Origin of the sequence: Gottfriedia sp. NPDC057948, from assembly GCF_042887255.1 — a bacterium.
In the GTDB taxonomy this organism is placed as follows: Bacteria; Bacillota; Bacilli; order Bacillales; family Bacillaceae_G; genus Gottfriedia.
This window is the reverse complement of the sequence record NZ_JBHVPN010000009.1, coordinates 155582-178340: the sequence shown is the minus strand read 5'-3', so window position 1 is coordinate 178340 and position 22759 is coordinate 155582. Positions and strand designations below refer to the sequence as shown.

The 22759-nt window shown below is 36.8% G+C and carries 16 protein-coding genes and 1 pseudogene; 8 read left to right on the top strand and 9 right to left on the bottom strand.

Features of this window, described 5'->3' with window-relative positions:
• Window positions 1-141 precede the first annotated feature (141 nt).
• From ACFVRR_RS15190 to ACFVRR_RS15175, 4 genes are all read right to left on the bottom strand, one after another.
• Complete coding sequence (locus ACFVRR_RS15190) at window positions 142-399, bottom strand: hypothetical protein (RefSeq protein WP_387330051.1); 258 nt, start codon at window positions 397-399, stop codon at window positions 142-144.
• Window positions 400-865: 466 nt separating this feature from the next.
• A complete protein-coding gene (locus tag ACFVRR_RS15185; RefSeq protein WP_387330049.1) occupies window positions 866-1924 on the bottom strand; it encodes an ABC transporter substrate-binding protein in 1059 nt (352 codons plus the stop codon).
• Between the two features lie 24 nt (window positions 1925-1948).
• Window positions 1949-2806 (bottom strand): ABC transporter permease, encoded by an 858-nt coding sequence (locus tag ACFVRR_RS15180; RefSeq protein ID WP_387330046.1) that lies wholly within the window; start codon window positions 2804-2806, stop codon window positions 1949-1951.
• The gene (locus ACFVRR_RS15175) at window positions 2778-3629 is read right to left on the bottom strand and encodes an ABC transporter ATP-binding protein (protein WP_387330043.1); all 852 of its coding nucleotides are present in this window, start codon (window positions 3627-3629) and stop codon (window positions 2778-2780) included. The genes ACFVRR_RS15180 and ACFVRR_RS15175 overlap by 29 nt, the downstream gene beginning before the upstream one ends.
• Before the next feature lie 251 nt (window positions 3630-3880).
• Between ACFVRR_RS15175 and ACFVRR_RS15170 the strand changes: the two genes are divergently transcribed.
• The 4 genes and pseudogenes from ACFVRR_RS15170 to ACFVRR_RS15155 all read left to right on the top strand — a co-directional run bounded on the left by ACFVRR_RS15170 (window position 3881) and on the right by ACFVRR_RS15155 (window position 6164).
• Window positions 3881-4183: a hypothetical protein gene (locus tag ACFVRR_RS15170; protein ID WP_387330041.1), complete on the top strand. Its 303-nt coding sequence runs from the start codon at window positions 3881-3883 to the stop codon at window positions 4181-4183.
• A gap of 31 nt (window positions 4184-4214) precedes the next feature.
• Window positions 4215-4316: pseudogene (locus tag ACFVRR_RS15165) on the top strand (hypothetical protein); the annotation flags it as partial.
• Between the two features lie 174 nt (window positions 4317-4490).
• On the top strand, window positions 4491-5471 hold the full coding sequence (locus tag ACFVRR_RS15160) for an ATP-binding protein (RefSeq protein ID WP_387330065.1): 981 nt from the start codon (window positions 4491-4493) through the stop codon (window positions 5469-5471).
• A 3-nt stretch (window positions 5472-5474) separates the two neighbouring features.
• On the top strand, window positions 5475-6164 hold the full coding sequence (locus tag ACFVRR_RS15155; protein ID WP_387330038.1) for a response regulator: 690 nt from the start codon (window positions 5475-5477) through the stop codon (window positions 6162-6164).
• Between the two features lie 831 nt (window positions 6165-6995).
• Here ACFVRR_RS15155 and ACFVRR_RS15150 read toward each other — a convergent pair.
• From ACFVRR_RS15150 to ACFVRR_RS15140, 3 genes are read right to left on the bottom strand one after another with little or no spacing between them, the layout of a single operon-like run.
• On the bottom strand, window positions 6996-8117 hold the full coding sequence (locus ACFVRR_RS15150) for a Ger(x)C family spore germination protein (protein ID WP_387330035.1): 1122 nt from the start codon (window positions 8115-8117) through the stop codon (window positions 6996-6998).
• Complete coding sequence (locus ACFVRR_RS15145) at window positions 8114-9211, bottom strand: GerAB/ArcD/ProY family transporter (protein ID WP_387330033.1); 1098 nt, start codon at window positions 9209-9211, stop codon at window positions 8114-8116. The genes ACFVRR_RS15150 and ACFVRR_RS15145 overlap by 4 nt, the downstream gene beginning before the upstream one ends.
• Window positions 9208-10650, bottom strand: a complete 1443-nt coding sequence (locus ACFVRR_RS15140) for a spore germination protein (protein WP_387330030.1) — start codon at window positions 10648-10650, stop codon at window positions 9208-9210. Before ACFVRR_RS15140 ends, ACFVRR_RS15145 begins: the two co-directional genes overlap by 4 nt.
• Window positions 10651-10913: 263 nt before the next feature.
• On the opposite strand from ACFVRR_RS15140, the gene ACFVRR_RS15135 reads away from it, so the two are divergent.
• Both ACFVRR_RS15135 and ACFVRR_RS15130 read left to right on the top strand, forming a co-directional pair.
• Window positions 10914-11039 carry a hypothetical protein gene (locus ACFVRR_RS15135; protein WP_387330027.1) on the top strand — a complete coding sequence of 42 codons (126 nt, stop codon included), beginning with the start codon at window positions 10914-10916 and terminating at the stop codon, window positions 11037-11039.
• Window positions 11030-11209, top strand: a complete 180-nt coding sequence (locus ACFVRR_RS15130; protein WP_387330024.1) for a hypothetical protein — start codon at window positions 11030-11032, stop codon at window positions 11207-11209. Before ACFVRR_RS15135 ends, ACFVRR_RS15130 begins: the two co-directional genes overlap by 10 nt.
• 316 nt (window positions 11210-11525) lie before the next feature.
• On the opposite strand, the gene ACFVRR_RS15125 is transcribed toward ACFVRR_RS15130, so the two are convergent.
• Entirely contained in the window at window positions 11526-12440 is a 915-nt protein-coding gene (locus tag ACFVRR_RS15125) for a LysR family transcriptional regulator (RefSeq protein WP_387330022.1), read from the bottom strand.
• Between the two features lie 270 nt (window positions 12441-12710).
• Here ACFVRR_RS15125 and ACFVRR_RS15120 point away from each other — a divergent pair, with 270 nt between their 5' ends.
• Together ACFVRR_RS15120 and ACFVRR_RS15115 are read left to right on the top strand one after the other, a co-directional pair.
• Window positions 12711-13166, top strand: a complete 456-nt coding sequence (locus ACFVRR_RS15120; protein ID WP_387330019.1) for a hypothetical protein — start codon at window positions 12711-12713, stop codon at window positions 13164-13166.
• The gene (locus ACFVRR_RS15115) at window positions 13150-13437 is read left to right on the top strand and encodes a hypothetical protein (protein ID WP_387330016.1); all 288 of its coding nucleotides are present in this window, start codon (window positions 13150-13152) and stop codon (window positions 13435-13437) included. Before ACFVRR_RS15120 ends, ACFVRR_RS15115 begins: the two co-directional genes overlap by 17 nt.
• A gap of 377 nt (window positions 13438-13814) precedes the next feature.
• Here the strand turns inward: ACFVRR_RS15115 and ACFVRR_RS15110 are convergent, their stop codons facing one another.
• Window positions 13815-22277, bottom strand: a complete 8463-nt coding sequence (locus tag ACFVRR_RS15110; protein WP_387330013.1) for an InlB B-repeat-containing protein — start codon at window positions 22275-22277, stop codon at window positions 13815-13817.
• Between the last annotated feature and the right edge of the window lie 482 nt (window positions 22278-22759).

Sequence of the window (22759 nt, the reverse complement as noted above, 5' to 3'; positions counted from 1 at the left end):
AAATAAAACTAAATAACCTGCCCCCGATAAAATATCGGGAGCAGGTTGCGGCATAGGTGTTTTTTCTGAAGTCCCAAAAACAGGGTTCAGACTAATTTTTCTTTAGGCTTTTGTATCGATTCTTCTAAACGCTTATTAAAATCATTTTGTGAATGCCATTCTTTTTTCTGTTCGTCCCGCATATTTTGTATTTCTTTTTTGTAAGAAATCACTCTTTTGTTTTTCTAGTTCCAGCAATGTATCGTATTTCATATTTTGTTGTACAGCTAATTTTTCAATTTTAGCATTAGTTTTTTGCGACGAATTTCCAATACTTGAACTTATAACATGATGATCTTGTTGGAGCCGAGAGACCGCAGTTTTAAGCTGTGACATATCGTTTGTCAGTTGGACATTCATTTCCCGTGTGGCTGCGAGTTCATTGACTAAAAACGCTAATAACGCTTTTAATTGATTAGGATCATGGGGGAATTTTTCATATGTATCGGATATCGCAATCTCTGTTTCGTTTGATCGTTCTAACCTTTCTTTTTATTGATACGAAAGGTCTTTTGCTTTATCGTCTAGAGGCTTGTCTGTATCGCGTAACGCTATAAGCGCTCCGATGTCGGATTGAAAGATAGATAGCAAAGCATTTTTCAATTTGCATCTATATGAATTATAAAGTAAGAGGTTGGGAGAAAGGCACCCCAACCGACCTACTATGATAACGCACCAATTGGACATGTATGCAGTTTTCATACCAATTACATATCTTTTATTTAGTAGGAGATTTGTTAGTACAAGATTTAGAGATTAATTGCAAGTGGATTGTTATTTCGCCAAAACCAAACCGGGATCACCAAATGGCATCCCGGTCATTACGTTACTTAACTTTATCCACGAATTCGTTTGTATATGTCAAACTAAGATCATCATTTTTTACACCTGGCTTAAAGGCAGAAAGAATTTTTTGGACATTTTCAGGGACACCTGCTGGCATTTTCCCATCTGTTGTGAACATCGGAAGTTGACCTTTAAGAGCCTGGATGTATAATGTTTTATCCCCTGCATAATATTCTTCAGGCATCTTATCAGCAATTTCTTCAGCAGTATGTGTGCTCATCCATTTCAATGTTTTTACATAAGCATTGGCCAATTTTTGGACAACATCTGGATGTGCTTTGACATAATCATTACTCATATAAAGACTAGTGGAGGCGTACTTACCGCCTAATGCAGCTTGTGTACCGTCTTTAGAGTTCATATCTACAAACGTATACGCCATATTTTTATTCTTTAGTAATGATGCGGTCGGTTCACTTGTTACAGCAGCATCGATTCTGTTATTTTGCATTGCAGCTATTAAAGTTTGACCGGCGCCAACTGGCAATGGCTTGTAATCGCTCTCCTTATTACCACCTTTAACTACATTATAGCTAGCTAGCATATTTGTGGATGAACCAAGTCCTGTTACCCCAATAGTTAGTCCCTTCAAATCAGCTAATGTCTTTACTTTATTTTTTAACCTGTTGGCCACCATAAGTTGTTCGCCAGGAACGTCCGCCATCGTTACGACTGCTTCTACCTTTTTCCCTTTTGTCTGTAAATCTAGGGTATGATCATAAAATCCGCCTGCCCCATCGACTTGACCAGCAAGAAGAGCTAGTTCGGCATCTTGACCGGCGCTTTCCTCAACAAGTGTTACAGTTACTCCCGCATCCTTGTAGTAACCTAGCTTTTCAGCCAGCATATACGGTATGTAAATAATTTTTTCTAAACCTCCGACCATTATGGACACCCTCGGAGTTGCTGTTGAAGAAGTACTGCTACTTACTTTTGATTTGCCATTTGATGATGTCGTGGATGAACATCCTGATAGCAGCAATGATGCAATTGCTACACTAGAAGCCGTTGCACTTAATCTTTTAATAGTTTTGTTCATATTTAGTCCCCCTCATTTTTTAATTTATTGGCGAATATGTCGCCAAGCGATAAACCTTTTTTCAAGCTTAGAAACTCCACGATCAGCAATCAAAGCAGTGATAGACAGGATGACCATTCCAGCAAAAACACCCGTGGTATCAAAAGCACCCTGTGCTTGGGCAATAAGGTACCCAAGCCCTTCTGTCGAACCAATGAATTCACCTACGACTGCACCGATTAAAGCGAATCCAAAGCTTGAATGCAAACTAGATAAAATCCAAGTTAAAGCGGATGGAATGATAACATGACGTGCTAATTGGGCTTTACTTGCTCCTAATAGACGTGCGTTGTTCACTAAATTGCGATCCACTTCTCTAACCCCTTGAAAGGCATTAAAGAATACAATGAAAAACGTAAGTACTAACCCAGAAGCAACCTTGGATGACATGCCGAGCCCAAACCATAAGATAAATATAGGTACAAGCACAACACGAGGAATCGCATTGATCATCTTAATATAAGGGCCTAAAATAACAGAAAGTAGTTCATTCACACCTAATGCATAGCCAAAAATGATTCCGGCGATTCCTCCTAAAATAAAGGAAAGGATTGTTTCTTCAAAGGTAACCAAAAATTGGACATAAAGTGGACCCGCGGTTGTTCCATTCACTACCCATGACCAAATATGTTTCACGATATCGAAGGGACTAGAGAAAAAGAAAGGATCAATTATGTTTCGACTAGATAAAAATTGCCAAGTCCCCATTAGAATAACAAACACTGACAACTGTAAAATTAAATTACGAATTCGAAGTTTTAACGCTTTTCTTTGCATCTCAGCTTTTCGAGAAACTAACTCAACGTTAACTGGACTAGCTAGAGAATTTGTTTGCGCTTTCATAACTAATCATCACCTCACTCTTCAAATCATTCCAAATTTGTTTATGAATCCTCATGAAAGCAGGATCAAAACTTATTTCCGCTACATTGCGGGGTCTTGGTAAATCAATCCGATAATCTCCTTTAATTGTCGCTCCAGGTCCTGCCGTGAGAACAATAACACGATCACTTAAAGCAATCGCTTCTTCTAAGTCATGGGTGATAAAAAATACCGAAGCAGATGTTTCCTCCCAAATACGAAGTAATTCATCTTCCATGAGATGACGAGTGTGCACATCGAGCGCAGAAAACGATTCGTCCATTAATAGAATTTCTGGTTGAACAATCAAACTCTGGGCTAAAGCCACACGTTTTCTCATTCCCCCGGATAGTTGGGAAGGATAATGTCCTTCAAATCCTTTTAGGCCAACACGTGCAATCCAATTTCTTGCTTCGTTATAGGCCTCTGCTTTGCTCATTCCTTTCAAGCGCAAACCCAAGGAAACATTATCAATCACTGTTTTCCACGGAAAAGCATTTTCTGTTTGGAATACACACGTGGCACGAGGGTTTATCCCATTTAATTTTTCACCATAAATAAGAATTTCGCCTTCAGAGGGAGATTCAAACCCTGCGATTAAACTTAATGTAGTCGATTTGCCACATCCGGTTGGTCCCACAATCGAAACAAATTCTCCTTTTGGAATTTGTAAATTGATATTTCGTAAAACGGTATGGACTTCACCTGATGGCTTGATAAATTCTTTTGTTACGCCTTTTAGTTCCATCATCAATGGAGTCGTTTGTGTCTTCGCATGATAGATTTTTTTTTCCACAGTACTCACTAAATTCCCCCATTTCTTATTATTATTAACGCTTACAAATTAATTATAGAAAATTCAAAACATTATGAAAATATTAAGCAGATATGATTGATAAAAACAATAAAACCAATTTAAACGATATTCCCAACTTAAAAAGCAAAATTTTGATATAGACTGTCATTCGGTATTTAATTTAAAATAAAAGTAGTTTTTAGAAAATTATTAAAAATTCACCAGTTACTCTTCTTAATTGGACAAGGATGTGTTTCCCGTTGAAATATAAAACAGGCCCTATGAAGATCCGTACTAAAATTATTAGTCTCGTTTTGCTAAATTTTCTTTTAGTTTTAGGACTTTTTATTGCAACTTTATCTGTTATCATGGTGCATAGGGAATATGATGAGACAGGTCAAAATGCTTTGGCCATAGCGAAAACTGTAGCAGGATTACCAGAGGTCATCAAAGCTTTCAATGAGCCTGATCCATCTCACAAAATTCAACCGATTGCAGAAAATATCCGAGAAAAAACAGGTGCAAAGTTTATTGTCGTTTCAAACATGAGCTTAATTCGTTAGCCATCCTGACCAATTGAAAATCGGTAAGCATATGGTTGGTAGTGACGATAAACTGGTTTTACATGGGCATGGAAGTATAACACAAGCGTCGGGGACTCTCGGTCTTTCCATACGGGGAAAATATCCTATTTATGATCTACAACACCATCAGATTGGAATCGTCTCAGTAGGTTTTTTGATGAAAAACATTTGGATAAATCTTACTTCATTAATCTTTGAAATCATCGGAATAGGTTTCATTGCTTTAATCGTTGGACTTTTTGGCGCATTTTGGCTCTCAGGTCATATTAAAAAGCAGATTTTCAATTTGGAGCCCCATGAAATTGCCTTTCTATCACAACAGCAAGCTGCAATACTAGAATCAATTCGTGAGGGTATCATAGCTGTGGATACAAAAGGCACCATTACCACTTTTAATCGGGAAGCAAAAAATATGTTACCAGAAGAATTAGGTGACCCAATAGGGAAAGCGCTTACAAATTTTCTTCCTGGTTCACGACTAAAAGAAGTAATGGATCAAGGGACTTCTCATTTTGACCAACCGATGATTGTAGGTAATTCACTAGTGGTTGTAAACCGAATTCCTGTTAAAATCAATGGAAAAGTAATCGGAGCCGTTGCAAGCTTTCGTGACAAACTTCACCTTGATCAATTGGATCAAAGGTTAGCTGATATTGGTCAATATGTGGACACTTTACGTAGTCAACGTCATGAATTTATGAACAGGCTTCACCTTATTTCTGGACTAATTCAAATGAATGAATATGATCTTGTTAGAGAACTTATCGATGATGTCAATAGCGAGCAGCAAGATGCGCTCGACTTTTTCCTTGCACGAGTTCGCGATCCTGCGATTGTTGGTGTTCTTATCGGAAAAATGCATCGGGCAAAAGAGTTAGGTATACAACTCAAAATTTCAGACGACTCTAGAGTACCGCTACATTGTCCTCATCGCGAAACCGTTCTTACTATACTTGGAAATGCCATTGAAAATGCAATGGAAGCTATTAATATGGCTGATAAAGATGATCAACCAGCATTGATTACTGTCCATATAAAAGAAGAAGCCGAACGTCTTTCAATTGAAGTAAACGACACTGGTCCAGGTATTGAACCCGAACTGGGCGAAGAAATTTTTGAAGATGGTGCTACAACCAAAGGGCAAGGTAGAGGTTTCGGCTTAGCATTAGTATCGAGATTGGTTTCGAGATTAAATGGAGATATTTTTATGATATCTTCACCAGAAGGAGCAACATTACAAGTAAACTTACCAAAAATGGAGGGTTAAAAAATGGGGAATCAATTATTGCGAGTTCTGGTTGTGGATGATGATTTCATGATCGCAAAGCTTCACGGAAACTTTATTGCTTCTCAAAAAGGATACCAGTTAGTCGGAACTTCTCATAGCTTCGAAGAATCATTGGCGATGATGGACAAGGTTCAACCTGATCTGCTACTTTTAGACGTTTACCTTCCTGATAAATCCGGAATAGAGCTTTTAAGAACTATCCGTTTACAAAATAGACGTTGTGACGTAATTTTAATTACAGCTGCAAAAGAACTTGAGATTGTCGAAGATGCATTTCGATTCGGTATCATTGATTACCTAATCAAGCCATTTGACCTGACTCAGCTACAGAAAGCACTTTCAAAATACGCTAAATTTAAATCTCGTCTTTCAACATCCAACAAGCTTGATCAAGGAACTATTGATGATTTAAAAAAACTACGAATATCGGAATCGTCATCTATTCATCTCAATCATAAAGGGATTGATTTGCGTACTTTAGTCAAAATAAAAAAATGTGTCTCTCATTCTCCAGAATCTTTAAGCGCAGATCAGATTGCAAAATTGGCCGGTGTTAGTCTCTCTACAACCCGAACCTACCTTTCTTATATGGTAGAAGAACAAGAATTGATCGAAGAACAACAATATGGAACAGTTGGGCGTCCGTTGCGGTTATATCGGGTTGAAAACTAGAGGTTGTTTTTGGAAAGTTAAACAAACGCCAAACCCTTTCTAGAACCGGGTTTGGCGTTTACATTTTTCTAAAATATTCTATTACTGTTTTTTATTTTCACACTGAATCTTTTTGGAATTCAGTCCAATAGGTATCCGCTAAATTATTTTAAAATGAGTTCAGCCACGCACTCAACATGTATGGACTGTAATTGACAATACATGAGATGCTGGTGAGTTACCTGGCATTTTGCTTATACACAAGAAGCGATTGACTGTTTTCTCTTTCGATTGAAATACAATTACCGTCATCCATTCAATGCTAGTTTTTCCGACCGTTCATCTTAGGCTCTTTCAGCATTAATTCGGGCTGAATTAGTCACCGAAGGACAGTTATTCTAAAAACTGATTGTTGTATTATCAACGCTTCGTCAATACGACGATCTTCTGCTTTCAGAAGGTCGGATTGAGTTTAATGGAGCAGTTGTCACTTTTTCGGTGCGTGATGTTCGTCCGAAGGATCCATCAGTTATTTCGTTCCGTAAGCAACATTTGTATTATATGAAAATTGTTGCTTAAACGATTACGCAACTTGGTACTGCGTTTCAACAAGCTAATGGTGATTCCGTTAAAGAGCGTTTGATAATGTCGGGTAGAAACCTTCTTCTGGGCCGACTTTCATATGAACCGTTCATCAAAGAAATTTACGATGAACGCCAATTTGGACTATTGAGAGAAGTTCTTCCCTATCAAGATATGCTAGCAATGCACTACTCACATAACCGAATCTCGACTCATTCAGATAAAAAAGAGCTCATCCGTTTGATCAGCTCTCATTTTTGTTTCCTTTGATTATTCCGAATCGGCGTTTAGAATCTGTACGTCAAAATCCGGTTGGATGGAAATGGTTTGATAGTCCTTGTCCCAATTCAATTTCTCCCACACCTTCGGATGATAGGCTTTTAATTTGTTTCCGATGCCCAAAACATCACAATTTGCCTCTTGCATCGTCTTGATTGTACCTGCCGCCTGTTTTTCGAGTTGACGACTTAGCTCTTTCTCCATTTGATTGACAACGTCAGACTTGAGGTCGGAAAATTTTTTCGTCAGTTTAAACGCATTAATCTTCAACTGAACGTGAACGGTGATGGTTGGGTTCTTTTTCGAACCTGAGGAAACCACGATGTTCGCTTTGCCTTTTTTAACTGAAAACCCATATTCGTTCTGGTTTGGTTGGTTCGTTGTTTTTTCTTCTTTGCCACTTAAATACCCAGTATACCGCTGTCTTCCCTTGTCTCTCCCTCTCAACAACGCCATCATTTGAACTTCTTCATTGGTGAGTTTCACACTTGTATTCTTTCCTTGACGGAATAATAACGCGCCATTTAATTCAACCCCTGTTTCACCTTGTTTGATGACTGGTAACGCTAAATCTGTATTGGTTGCTTCAATAAATTGCATCATAGAAGTCGTTGAGATGATGCTGTTTTGATCGAGCAACTTGACAAAGTCAAAAAATTCTTTCGTAAACTGTTTATCCTTTTCTGGTTCCTTTTCTAAAAACGACGATAAGTTTCCTTCGAAAATGATGACTGGGGTACTAATTGATGTATAAGGCGCATGGATTAAGAACTCAAGTTCAGAAATTGGGTTGTGCGAAGCGAACTGTTCGCTAAACACATAAACACCTGTACTAATTCCGATAAAAGGCGCTTGATTAGAAAATTGGGCATGACCGATTGCATCAACCACACTTTTCCCTTTCAGTTTTTTGTCCATTGACATGGGTTCTCCTGACCCTTGTCCTGCCTTTGTCAGATGCGTAATCACATAATGGATCTCGATGTCCCCTGTTTCATCATTCACATCTACTCCGGCGATGTCGACTAAATTTAAATTCCGTAATGGCATTTGATCCCAACAACCACTTAACAGTGGCATGAAACAGAGTAAGAATAGGGCGACTTTTTTCATCCTCTCGCCCCCTTTCCTCTAAGGGTCGAAATCAAAAGCAGAACGGTTGGCATTCCTGTAACCATCACAAGTGTAGCTGTATTATGATAGTGCCCAAATCGAAAAACATGTTGTCTGTCTGAACCCCATATTCCGAACACAAAACAAATGATGCTGATGATCCAAACCAACACCGAATGGTGTCGATTTTCTTTTTGACCGACATGTGCGAGATAACGAGCCGACAAAAACAAATACACATAGACCGTTACCGTCGTGACGGCTAACCAAAAGGCCATAAATAAAATATCAAGACTTTGCACGATCGGCCACCTGAATTTACGAAGGATGAACACCAATGGCTCAGTAATGGAATTTAATTGTACTTCGTCAAAGTTGTAGATGACAAACACTGTGATCAGCAGATAAAAACAGGTCGTTAATCCGTTCGCCACACTCATCGCGATGAAAATTTCTTTCTTTTTACGAGTTTTGACATATGGGAATACAACTAAAAGAAGCTCATACCCAGCGTACGCCCAAAATGAAGGGATGCTATCTTTCAAAACAGCTCCTATTCCGTGCGTGCCGATTGGAAAAAAATGATCCCAGTCCCCTTTTCCGAGTCCGCTAATCACGATCATCACAACACAAATCAAAAACAGCCCCATGATGGATTGGGTTAGCGTCGAAATCGAGCGGAGGGAAGATGAAGCAAAATACGCTGCCATCAAAATTGATAATCCTACGAGTACAATCCACGGTGTTTCAATTAACACCCAGCGGCCGAGTATATCTGAATACGTGACAACAACCATTAAAGCAGATTCTGCGCAGTATATTGCAAACAACAGATTGAGGAGCATTCCAATTGGTCTCCCAATAATTGAACTGACGTATTGTTGAATCGGTCGGTCAGGATACCGTTTTCCCAGTTGATAAATGACCAAAATTGTTAGTTGTGCGAATAGTCCCCCGATTAAAATCGACATCCACGAATCGTACCCAGCATGCCGAGATTCAGGATACGGCATCACTACCACATGTGCGCCAATTTGAGTGAGAATCACAAGACAAATGAGTTGGTTAATGGATATCTTTTTAAGATGAATCATCCAGAATCCCCTTCTTTCTCTTTGAATCTTGTTTCATCTTTGGATAAACTTTCCATCGGACGTTTTTTTAAGGTTCGAATTGGCATTCGAAATAGTGTATCTTTGATTGTATCGCCATTAAAGCCCGAATAAAAGTATGGAATGCCCATTGTATTCAAACGGGATAGATGACCTAGGACTAAAAGAAATGACATAACGACCCCAACTAGACCAAATAGTGTTGACATCATAATAAAGGGGTAGGTTAACAAACGAGCTGCACTACTCATTTCATACGATGGTATTAAAAACGATGCGACCGCTGTTAGCGCGATGATAACAACCATCATATTTGAAATGAGATTCGATTGCACAACGACGGTTCCAATCACAATCCCACCTACGACACCGATTGTTTGTCCAATTGGATTCGGCATACGAATCGCGGCTTCCCGTAAAACTTCGAGTACAGCAAGCATCGTCAGTGCTTCGAAAATGGGCGGCAAAGCGACATACTGCATTGAACCTTGAAGCGTCAATGCGATTTCGAACGGGATAATTCGCGGATCAAATGTGACAATCGTCACATATATTCCAGGTAATGAAATGGCAAAGAGAAAGCAAATGACTCGAAGGAAACGAATCAAACTACCAACTAACCAACCAATTTGATAATCATCAAGTGCTTGAAAGAACGCCCAAAACGACACCGGAACAATTAACGAATCTGGCGAACCATCCGTTAAGATCGCGATTTTCCCATCCATCAAATACGAACGAACCCGGTCTGGTCGCTCCGTGATCAGAATTTTTGGAAATAACGAGAATGATTTTTCTTCGATTAATTCGGTCACAAAACCGGGCGCTTCGACATAGTCAATCTCAATATTTTGGATCCGACGTTCAAATTCCGTTAACACAACCTCATTCGCTAACGATTGGAGATACAGTACGGCGACCCTTGTATTCGAACGGCGTCCAACTTGAAAGTACTTCACCACAAGATCGGGAGACTCAATCAATTTACGCATCATATTAATACTCGTATCTATATTTTCGTTTAATGCTCGATGCGCTCCGCGGAGCGACCGTTCATTTAACGGAATGTTAATGGAACGTTCTTTTGTCAGTTCAACTCCAAGCAAATAGAATGTCGATTCTCCGTCGATTTGTACCACTGCTTTTCCTTCGACTAGCGCTTTTGACGCAAGCTGAAGTTGATCTGTTTCGCTATAATCAAGAATGGAAACAGCTTCACGCACACTGCTTTGAAAATTTTGAAGTAATGGACGAATAATATGTTCTTGGATCATCGCTGGCTCGATCGATGCCTGTAAATAAAACAGACGGTACTGTCTCTCACCGGCCCCAAAATCGGTTGATTTGAAGTCTGAGCTGTTGAATAGCATCTCACGAAGAGTTTGTTCGTTTTGACTGAAAGAACATTCTGCCTTCATCATTGGTCCTCCAAACAATTTTTTCCTTATTTTCCTCCTCTTTTGTAATCCTATTCGTATAAATTCCAACAACCGGTAGGCGTACCTCGATTTGCTGCTAGTCCTTTTTCTCAACATGAGAACTTAAAAACACTCGAATCGCACTATACTGATAGTATAAGAGAAAAGGAGTGGTTGAAATGAAACCAACTTTACTTGAATGGTTGAAGTGATATCGAACGGAAAAGGATTTCATACATCAGAGGAGTTTGCTGAAGTATTGTGTTTTGCCCAAAATACGCTTTGGCAATATGAAAATGGTAACGCAAATTCCAACTGCCGTGTGGGAAAAATGGCTTGAGGCACTTGGATTAACGTATACGATCGATCGCGGTTTAAAAAAATGTCTATAATTCTTGAACAAAAACTTCAGTTCATCCCTCCGATCTACGTAGCAGATGTGGATGAATACGATCGAAGCATTTTTATTGGGTCACGAAAAAATGAAGATGATGAAGAATTAATGACACTTGATCTCAAAATTGAAGAGATAACGGGTGTCCGGATTGACGACCCGATTTAATTTGCGGACAAATGATTTTCACACTGTTTCGCACTGACGTTCATCACTGTGGTTATTCCTCGAAACTTAATGGAGTCATTCATGTACGAGTAATTCTCTAAACGCCTTTTATCGTTATCTATCCAAACAAAAAAAGAGTACTTTGAAAGGTTCTTTTTAAATTGAAATGGTGTTGCCGACCAAATCAACGAATCAACATTCATATTCATCAACAAAATCCCCGTCAAAAATCTTCCTCTGTTGGGTCGATCCTCTTTCAGAATTTCAACAGCTTTTCTAAATCTCCGTGAATGTAAAATCTCACGTTCCTTTAGTTCTACTTACTAAATTCATCTACATACTCTACAAAATTTTCAATAAATTCTGAAGCTAAATTAGACAAACCTTTTGTTTCCAAATAAATAATCCAATAATCAATCTCGAAAAATCGATTATTTTCTTTAATTGGAATCAATTTTACATCTCCATTTTTTACTAAATCATAATATTCACATCCAATTTTCGGTGCAATAAAAATTGCATCAGTCCTTTTTGCTGAATAAAGAAGTAAATTATTGTGATTTACGTTTAAAATTATTTGATTTGGAGATACGTTAAACATTTTAGATAGTAGATTAAAATTTACAGGTTTAAAATTTATTATTTTCGCTTTCTTTAGATCATTTAGAGTTACATATTCCAATGAATAAAAAGGTGAACTTCTTCCAGCTCCAATACAGAAATGACTATTACAAATTTTTTTATAAGACATATTTTTTAGCTTTTTTAATTCTTTTAAAGGAACTGGAATAATTGCAAAGTCAAATTCTTCTTTCATGATAGCTTCTAGTTTCTGTTCTAAATCCCACTTTTCTAATTCCCACTCTTTTAAAACAAAATTAAAATCTTTATTCTTTAATTTATATTTTAAGGCTGTGTCCATTAGGTAATGATTTAAGCCAGGTAAAGAAACTATTTTTAAATACTTTTCATTCTTATTTCTGTTAATCTCTATATTCATTTCATTTATAGCTTTTATAATAGATTTTGCTGTTGAAATAACTGTTTTACCTTCAATAGTAGGAATAATGCTTCTTTTTGATCGATTAAAAATTTTAATTCCTAGCTCATTTTCCAGCTGAGAAATAGATTGACTCAATCCTGAAGTAGATATAAAGAGCTTTTCCGAAGCTTTTGTAATCGACTCTTCATTTGCGACAGTGACAATATGCTCCATTTGTTCAAAATTCATATTTAGCCTCCGCAAATAATTTTATTTTAAAATAAAAAAAGTTCATTAAAAAATTCTTCCTTTTATATAATTAATTTTTAAAATTGAGCTAATTTCATCCTCACTTAAGTACAGTCTTCTATTCACTTTTTTAGTAATTTTTTATGTTTAATTTCCCAAAACTTGTCAACTTTTATGATTTAATAATTCAATTAATGCTAAGTATTTCTTCCTAAAATTCTAAGTTATTAGAAATGTTAATAAGTCGTTATATATTATAAAATTATTATAGTGATAATAAAAAAATTAACCGAACGTTTAGGAATAGATTTAGAATCAGAAGTTACAAAATTAAATAAATTAAAAACATCCTTAGACCGATTACATGTTGCAATTATTATGCAGGCATCTGACGAAATCAATGCATCGAAAGAAGATCTTGAAAAAATTGAATTAATAACAATTTCACCTTATAAATATTTTTACCAATTACATCAAATTAGAATTCTATTATTGAATAATAATTTTAAAGAAGCAACTACTATCATTAAAAAAATTCAAAAAATAAAACACAAATTATCCCTCTACGAAGGTAATATGTTAAATCATATATTAGGAATTCAATCTTTGACAAATAAAGATTACCAAAACGCAATTCAGCTTTTAACATCAATTCAAAATGATATCTATAAAAAACCTGAATATTTTTATCACTTAGCAATTGCTTATCATGAAACTGAAATCTAGTCTTTTAGCCTATTATTTCGCTGAAAAAGCCCAGCGATATTTTGACCACGTTAACAACTACCATAGAGCAATTGATTCTGAATTATTAATGATCATTCAATTCAAAGATGTTGTTGGAGAAGAGATTATTAACCGCTATAAAAATCTAATAAATAGCTGTGAGTTATGTAATTTACCAGAAAGAAAATCAATAATATGTTATTATCTTGCTACTGAACACTTCCGAAGAAAAAACTACGAACTAGAAAAAAACATTATAAAGAATCAATGATTATTAATGAAGATAATCCTCGTTCTCTTCAATATATAATGTCATTAGAAGGCTACGTACAAAATTCATTTGAAAGTGATTTTATTCTAAATTTATAATCAAATTTGGTCAAAAAAGTTTATAACACAAAATTATATGAACCACTTATTTTGTTGTAATGTACCTGATTGAATGGTGCATTACTTTTTTATAAGTGGTTCTTTTTTTATTGAAAAGTATTTATTAAAAATTAAGGGAAAGATTGTATTTGAAAAAAGATAATCTAATCTAATTGTTTTACTTACAAAAAGGGTGTTTTATCATATGTCTCAATATGATCAACACCCTTTTTGACTTTGTTACTTAAGAGTAATTTGTACTGCTTGTTATTTCGTTTCTTATAGCTTAATAGACATTACGCTTGTCCACTCACCATAAATTTTTTGTGATCCAACCATTTTGTAAGAACGGATTTTGTAAAAGTAAGTTTTACCTTTACTTAATCCTTTGTTCGTGTAATTAGTTGTTGTCACGCTAGTTAAGTGAGAATATGTTCCTGTTTTTGATGTTGATTTAACAATTTCATATCCTGTTGCACCTGATACTTTTGACCAAGTTAATTTAACTGAAGTACTTCCGTTTTTTGCTGTTGTTGCCTTAGATGGCTTACCTGGGACATTTTCCCACTTAGCGTAAATCATAGTATCAGAAGTAACTCGATCTGTCGCAAAGTTCCATGCCACTTTTCCTGCACCATCTTTGTACCATCCAACGAATACAAAGCCTTTTTTAGTTGGTGCTGCTGGCTGGCTAATTGTTGCATTGTAAATAGCTGTTTTTGAAGCAACTGAACTTCCACCAGTAGTGTTAAATGTAACAGTATACGTGTTAATGTTCCATTTTGCATAAAGTGTAATGTTGCTAGTTAATGTTAAAGTGTTTCCTACTGGCGTATTTAATGTAGCATCTTTATACCATCCAGCAAATGTATAACCCGATTTTGTTGGTGTTGGTAAGTTTAAGATACTATTGTAATCCGCAGTTTGAGCAGGAACTGTAGAACCACCATTGCTCTCATATTTCACTGTATACGAATTAATTTGCCATTTCGCATATAGCGTAGTGTCGTTTGTTACTTTATCCGTTGCAAAGTTCCAAGGGATTGTATTTAAAGCATCTTTGTACCATCCAACGAAAGTATAACCAGTTCTCGTTGTTGTTGGTGCAGTGATTCCTGTGTTATAATCTGTAGCTTTATCAGCAACTTGACTACCACCATTACTATCGAAGTGAACTGTATAAGAATTAATACTCCACTTCGCATAAAGGATCATGTTGCCAGCAACTTTGTCTGTCGCAAAGTTCCAAGCTTCTTTTCCTTCAGCATCTTTATACCAACCAATGAATGTGTAGCCTGTTCTTGTTGGTTTTGATTCATCAAGTAAAGAATTGTACTCAGCTTTCACTGAAACTGCTAGTCCAGCATCTTGTGTGTCATAGATAACAGTGTATTTTGCTGGTTTCCATTGACCGTAAATCGTTTTTGCAGAGTAAATTGAATTTGTGAAATCCCAAGGAATTGTACATGCTTCATCTGCAAACCAAGTTAGATCATAACCGTGTACAGTTGGTGCTGTGATTCTGCGTGCTACAATTTGATCTATTGTTGCATCCTTCACTTCAGCAGGTGCATTCTTTGGCATTACGAAATGCACATTATATCCATTTACAACTTTTTGTACTACTGTCACATCAGCATACTCTTTAGCCTTTACAGTAATCGTATAATCTTTAGCTCTTGTGAACAGACCCTTGTTTAGAGTAATCGTACGATTTTCTTTATCTACATTGTATTTCGATGCGTCTACTGCAAGACCATTGATGTTAATGCCAGTAATCGCATTAGCCCAATCTTTATCACTGAATTCTAATACCATATCGTTGCCTACTGCATTGTCTGTTGTATCAGCTGTTACAACTGAACCAGCTAATGCATATTTCGCGTAAAGTGTGATTGGTTTTGTCACAATGTTATCAAAATCATATGGCATTGTTAAATCTTTGTCCATGTACCAACCATAGAACTTGTATCCTACTTTTGTTGGATCAACTGGTTTTGTCCCATTTCTATCTACGATTTGAGCAGAAACTGGGTCTCCACCATTTGATTCAAATGAAACTGTGTAACCAATAACTTGGTCAGCCACTACAACATCTTTATACCCTTCTGAAACAATGGTCACGTTGACTTTTTGTCCAACCGTGAATAGTGCACCTTTAAGGATAATGCTATTATTAGTGATTGTGTAATCCTTATTCAGCTCTAAAGTTTTATCAGCTATTTTTACAGCTTTGATATTATTTTTCCATGTTCCGTCATCAGTAAATGGTAACGTAATATCGCTTCCAACAATGTTTCCAGCAATGTCTTTATTCACTGTTGGTGGAACTTTAATCCAACATAGATAGAATATAGAATTACCGGTTAAGACTTTCGGATTTGTTGTAATATCCGACTTCTTGTCACTTGAATTAGCTGCATCCAAATAAAGGTCTGGACTAATTGTTAAATTTCCATTCGTTACATGTGTTGCACCTGTAGACATATTTGGCGCTGTTGTTTGTGCATTAACTAACGCATCAGCAAAGAATGTATCATTTGCATTCTTTAACGTACCACCGTTTAAATCAACATGTCGTCTATAACCAAGTTTAATATTTTGAATTGTGAAATTTTCACCAGTTGTCGATGTTATCTTTAAATTGTATCCTAAAATATTCCCAAGGTTTGAAAGAGTTGGCATTTCACTGAAGGCAAACTTTTCACCTAGTTTATTTTGACCTGCTTGAACAGCTTGATCATGTGTAGCCGTTGTGAAGGATAGAATCCCGTTATTTCCGTTAGACGATAAGCCATAAGTACTTGGGTCTAACGTATACTTTGTCGGGTTCGAATCTGTATTGCCATCGCTCTTCATTCCATAGAATGTCGCTTCAATATTTGCAATTTTGTCTTTTCCTGTTAACCAAGAAACATTTGTTAAATAATCTGGGATGTTGATTTTTAAATCGCCTTCTCCAAGTACCCAACCGTTACCACTTGCATTTAAGTTACTTGGGTCGAATTTCGCTCCATTCGGATTCGATTTATCAACAGGTGAATAACTTTGAGTCGTATTCATTTGCCATTTTGCATAAACTGTTTTGTCTTCAGTTTGAGGATATGACCCTGGATCCCATTGTGTTGTACCTGATGCTTCATTATACCAACCAAGGAACGTATAGCCTTGTTTCGTTGGGGCAGGAGTTTTATATGATATCAAATCACTGTTCGGACCATTTGATCTACTTGAGCCTGCTTTATATCCTATCGCCATCGGATTAATCGGCGTTCCTCCTTGGCTATTAAACGTAACACTATATCCAACGGGTTGTTGAGCCTTGTAAACTGGATCTGAACCAGCATTTACATCTGGATAAACAGTGCCATCAGCACCTTGTGAACCGATTGTAAATTTGTAAAGCTGTGGAAGATAACTTGATCCACCTGGATTTACATTTGCTGAATTATATGTTAAACCATTATTTGGATCTAGCGTTGAATCCGTCATAAATGTTTTCGCATTAAACGTAATTTTACCTGGCTGACTAATGTCATAATATTTTTGATTTGTAACTGGATTGATCAGATTAGTGATATCCATACTCTTACCAGAGTTCGTTGTCACAATCACTTTATTAATCCCATTTCGCCATTTCGCATCTTCTGTGAAGTTAAATGTTAAATCCTTTCCAATATGCGCCACTGTTGGGTCAGTGATAATCGGAATCGCTGGCGTCGGAATTGGAACCGTTGAGATTGTTAAGGATTTAGTTACATCTTGGTATCCTGCCGCTTTTATTGTCATTGTGTAATTTGTTGCCGTTGGGAATAACGATCCAGGGAACGTAATTTTTGATGGCATTGTTGCCGATTGGCCACTAGCATCCGTATACTGATATCCAGGATTGATTGTCACTAAATTGGTTACATCAGTAGAACCTAACATGATTTTTGTAATTGATTTTCTCCACTTTACATCGTCTACGAACACCGCACTTGTTGGAGAAAGTGAAATTGTTGCTCCATTTTGTAAATCTTCTAACTTCGGTGTTGATACGATTTGCTGAGTTGGAGCTGGGAAGTTAAGCTTTTGCATAACTTGCTCTAATGTGTCACCAGCATTTAACGTGATCGAACCTGCATACTGTGTTGTAAAAGTCGTATCTTTATCAACTGTTGTTTGTGCGGTTGGAACACTTAATCCTGCATCCTTCGCACTTTGATTTTGCGTGCCAAAGTTTTTAAAGATAAAGTAGAAATCGTTATAATCAATTCCATAACCAAAGCCACTTGGCTTAATCCAGTAAATATCTGCATCACGATTAGTGTTTAAGAATGCAGTTTTGTTAGCTAATTTATTATCTGGATTATTAAGATTATTTAAGTTTTTATATTGATAATAAACATCGATTTCTTTCAGTAAATCTTTCATATCGATGACGTTATCACCATTTACGTCTCCTCCTAATAAAATTGGGAAAAGAGTTGGAAGATCTTTTACAGTACCTGATTGATAACCGTATTTGTTTTGACCAATTACAGGTGTTTTTCCATATCCTTTAAAATGTCCTGGTACACTTGCTTCCATAGAATATGGTTTATTACTTACATCTGCTGTCACCGCATAATATGGATTAATAAACGTATAGGCCATTGTGTTATTAGTTGATGTCGGTTGATCCGTTGTAAATTTTTTGCCCTGATCATCCGTCACCGTTACCTTCGCACCTGAATCAACTGTGAATTGTGGATAATTGTTGTTTATGTTATTTCTTGCGAAAGATTCCGCTGCCACACGTCCTCTAATTAAAGAAATGTTCTGTCTTACATAAGGTTCATTCGTTGGGAACCATGCGATTTCTGTATCTTCACCTGATAATGTTAAATTCGCTTGTAATAATTGATATGGGAATGGTCCCGTAACCGGATCAGGGTTTGAATAGGTCACATCTGCTTCTAATATTGGCATATCATGGTCAAGTGCACCTGCTGCTCCTATATTAGAAAGTGTCACATCTGTTGTTTTTCCATGTTGATAGTATGCATGAAGATAAGGTTGACCTACAGTAAGAACCTTAGTTGGATCAATCCCTTTACTATTAAGGTAATTTTTATACTCGTCTGTTAGTCGAATATTACTGAATTGGTAAACGTTATTATCATTCAGTAAAAATTTACCGCCAGTCATTCCAACACCGTAGTGTGTTGTCATTGTCATTTTGAATGGTTTATTCGCATCAACAACCACTTTATCTTCGTTACCTGGTCCTGCATCTACTCCATTAGATGAAGTTAAAGTAACATACGGATTTCCCTTTTTAATAAAGTAATAGGTTTGATCATTTATACTATCACTTTCACCGGAATAATCAATTGGGTCAATAATAAATTGACTTCCCCATTTATTTGTAAGGTCTTCGGCAGTAACACCAAAATGGAAACGACCTTTCGCATTGGTATTGAAGTATACTGTTGGGAACATACTATCTTGATAACCTACAACACTGTTCAAGCCTTGATCAACAGGAACTGGTGTAATACCATCCTGAGGGCTTGGCACGGACGTTTCCCCGTTAGCTTTCATTACGTCTACGTTCGAGTCATAAACTGTACCCGTGAACCCTTTAATTTCTTGTCCAGGTAGATACCCTGTCGGATCAATTTCATAAATTCCGCCTTTGGAGTCACTATCCATTGTCATAGTTGGAGGTGTACCATCAACATATAGCGTATCTTCTGCAGTGTAACGATGACCATCCTTACCTGTTGCAATCATCTCAAGAGAGTATGCGCCTTCTGGTAACACTTTTACGTCTTTTGATATGCCAGACTGATCATACGTGCCATCGTATGCCTTTGTAAATGGAAGATACCAACCATTAAATAGTACGATACGTGGACCGTATTGGACACCAGGAGTGAAATTGCTACCGTCTAATAATGAGCTTGCTAACCCTATATATTTCCCGTCTTTGTCTTTTACTAGGATATAATAGTTTTCCATTTCGTTATTTACTGAGAAATAATAAGATGAAAGATTTCCTACTCCCGCCGCTTTTATCCCGACTTGGAAATTGTTAATGCCTTTTTCCGCAACTGTAATTGTAAACGGAACGCGATAAGACTCTGATGAATCAGCTGTGTTTACTAGGTTAATATACCCTTCGTAAGTGCCCTCTAATGCATTTGATGGTACTGTAATTTTTGCTGTTGCTTTAACAGTATTTCCACCGCCAACATTAATGTTTGTTACGTTTTGTCCATCGACAGTAAAATCAACTTTTACATCATTTCCAGTGCCCGGACCTACTTTATTCGATCCAGCAAATTTTGTTGATATAAACTGAGTACTTACTTTAAATGTTTTACTGCTATTTCCTTGGTTAGAAACATTAAAATCTTTTGAAGAAACAACATCATCTGAGCCGTTCGTTGCACCTTCTCCTCGACCTTTAAAACCAAAGAACATGCTTCCTGTAAGATTATCTATTTCATGTAGAGTTGATGCATCTGATAGATTATCCGCCGTAATTGCTTTATCTAACACTTGAATTTTCACATCTGTAGCAATTGCACGAGCAGGATCAACACGTCCAGCACCTACTTGGTAGACACTATAACTCTTTGAATCTGTATCAATACTTTTAGCTGTATTCATTAACACTGCTTTTACATCTGCAGGTGTATAATCTGGATGTGCAGCTTTAATTAAAGCTGAAATACCAGCAACGTGTGGTGTTGCCATTGAAGTACCAGACATAATCTGATAACCAAGTTTATAATCATGTGCTGCATTTGGCTCCCAAATATCGTATGGAGCTGTTGAAGCAATATCAACACCAGGCGCTACAACATCAGGTTTAATTGTCCAATCTTTAACTGGACCTGTCGAACTAAAGCTTGCCAATTCATCTCCACTCTTACTAATAGAAGCATCAAGTGTAGAAGGGAACGTAATGCTAGCAGATTTAGGATCTTTTTTAATCGCATCAGATAGAGCTTGACCTTGTACCTGTGTTAATGATATTGAATAAACATTATCCATGCTGACACCTAAAAAACTAGGAATAAAGCCTTGGCTATCAGTATCATCCGTATTATCCCAAATAATCATACCCGCTGCTCCAGATTTTTTAGCATTTGCCATTTTTGTTTGTAAATAGTCAACGCCACGTTTTACTAGAACAAGTTTACCTTTTACATCAATTCCGCTATAATCTGCTGCACTCCCTAAACCAACATCAACGATTGGAAGTGTTTGACCTTTATAAGCATCGTCTGATTGTGAAAAGTTTTTACCAAATAAACGTGCTTTATAAGAAACTGAACCATTTTTAATGGTCATTGTTGCAATATCTTCAGGGACTGTACTTGCACCTACAGTAATTGCTAGTGCTGAAGTTCCTGGTGAACCGACTGTAGCTTGCCCAGGGCCACTATTACCTGCAGCAACATCACACACAACTCCAGCTAAAGTAGCATTGTTAATCGCAATGCTTGTTGGGTAAAGTGGATCATTAACAGTTGCACCAAGAGATAGATTAATTACATCCATATGATCTTTTGCAGCTTGATCGATACCACTTAGTACAGATTCCGTTGTTCCGTGTCCTCCTGGTCCTAATACACGATAACCATAAAGAGCCACATCAGGTGCTACCCCATTTGCCGAATAAACATCGTTATTTTCCGTCGTATTTGCTGCAATCGTACCGGAAACGTGAGTTCCATGCGAAGTAATATACGGCTTATAATCTGATGGTGGTGTTCCCCAAACTGGATTTGAACTAGCCTTATCAGCTACCCAATCATCATAAGTTGTTTCCATTGGATCATGGTCATCTACATATTTAACGTTTCCGTTTGCATCTAATCCATCATTACTAACAAAGTCATGTCCACCATATAATTTTCCATTTTCATCATGTGTTACTTTATAAAGATCAGGGTGGTTGTAATCGATTCCTGTATCCAATACACCCACTTTAACCTTTTGTCCCGCGCGTGGACCTGTTTTAATGATACCTGTGTTACCATCAGCTTGAAGTTTATCAATCCCTAAATAGGAAAGTGCTGAAGTTGGCTTGCCAACAGATTTACTTGTTGCTGTAGTTTTAGAATTTCCTTCATCAGGTAAAGAATATTCTACTTGAGACCAAACAGACGCAACATCTGGACTTTCTGCAAGCTTTTGAACTAAATTCGCTGGTAAGGTTAAAGCAACTCCATTAAATGCATCTGTAAATTCTCGCGTAATACTAACCGAAGAATTAACAGATTTCCCACCCACTATCGTTGTTTTAGGCTGTGCATTTAAAAAGCTTTTAAAATTTGCATGTGAATCTTTAACCTTGTTGATTGCTTCGGTATATTCACTAGTAAACGCTTGACTATTTGCAGTTGCTCCACCTTTAGCTAAAGATTGCTTAATGATTTGTATTTTAGCTGGATCTTGTTTAAATTGAACAATTACATTAACCTTTTTTGAACCGATTAAATCCTTTTTGTCTACACGGATTTTTTCGGCATTATCTGCTCCGGTAAGCTTATTAATATTTGCTTTTTGCTCTGGTGTCAATCCAGCCAATATGTGGTTGACTTCATCTGCTGTAAATTCCCCTTCAGACGAGCTACTTTTCTGATCGACATTTGACTCAGCATGTGCAAGAATTGCACTTTGTGGTAATGTGACATTTAGTAACATGGCACTACTTAAAGCAACAGCAGATAACGTTCGTTTCTTTTGTCTCTTTTTCATGTTTCTCCCCCCACCTTTAGATGTTTCCGTGATTAACTATTAAAAATATTTAGAAAATAATTAATATTAACCTACAGTTCAATAATACATCACTAAAAATTTCTTCGTATTGGGGAATTTGCATTTTTGTGTCGGTGAGTGTCGAAGGAAATTACCTAGTTTAGATGCCAAAACAAGCTGCTATTATTGTCAAAAACAGCTACTTAATAATTTCTTGCCAAAAACATGTCGTTTTTTCGATTATTTTCTGTTCTAAATACCTTAAACTTTAAATAATTAGTGGATTCTTAATTCGGAGACTAAATTTGTTAAAATTGGGGGATTCTATATTTTTTTTTGAAAATTTCATCAATTATTGCAAAATTCCCAAACATTTCCTTTACAGAATCTTTACACATGAGATGTTGAATATTGCGCACTTCGTTCAACAGTGGAAATTAAAGAAAAAGACCTGCCCCTTTAAAAAATCAAGGGCAGGTCTT

Coding starts and splice junctions, on each gene's coding strand:
- ACFVRR_RS15190 (WP_387330051.1), bottom strand. CDS start 399: ATGAATGTCCAACTGACAAACGATATGTCACAGCTTAAAACTGCGGTC.
- ACFVRR_RS15185 (WP_387330049.1), bottom strand. CDS start 1,924: ATGAACAAAACTATTAAAAGATTAAGTGCAACGGCTTCTAGTGTAGCA.
- ACFVRR_RS15180 (WP_387330046.1), bottom strand. CDS start 2,806: ATGAAAGCGCAAACAAATTCTCTAGCTAGTCCAGTTAACGTTGAGTTA.
- ACFVRR_RS15155 (WP_387330038.1), top strand. CDS start 5,475: ATGGGGAATCAATTATTGCGAGTTCTGGTTGTGGATGATGATTTCATG.
- ACFVRR_RS15150 (WP_387330035.1), bottom strand. CDS start 8,117: ATGAAAAAAGTCGCCCTATTCTTACTCTGTTTCATGCCACTGTTAAGT.
- ACFVRR_RS15145 (WP_387330033.1), bottom strand. CDS start 9,211: ATGATTCATCTTAAAAAGATATCCATTAACCAACTCATTTGTCTTGTG.
- ACFVRR_RS15140 (WP_387330030.1), bottom strand. CDS start 10,650: ATGATGAAGGCAGAATGTTCTTTCAGTCAAAACGAACAAACTCTTCGT.
- ACFVRR_RS15130 (WP_387330024.1), top strand. CDS start 11,030: ATGTCTATAATTCTTGAACAAAAACTTCAGTTCATCCCTCCGATCTAC.
- ACFVRR_RS15125 (WP_387330022.1), bottom strand. CDS start 12,440: ATGAATTTTGAACAAATGGAGCATATTGTCACTGTCGCAAATGAAGAG.
- ACFVRR_RS15115 (WP_387330016.1), top strand. CDS start 13,150: ATGAAACTGAAATCTAGTCTTTTAGCCTATTATTTCGCTGAAAAAGCC.
- ACFVRR_RS15110 (WP_387330013.1), bottom strand. CDS start 22,277: ATGAAAAAGAGACAAAAGAAACGAACGTTATCTGCTGTTGCTTTAAGT.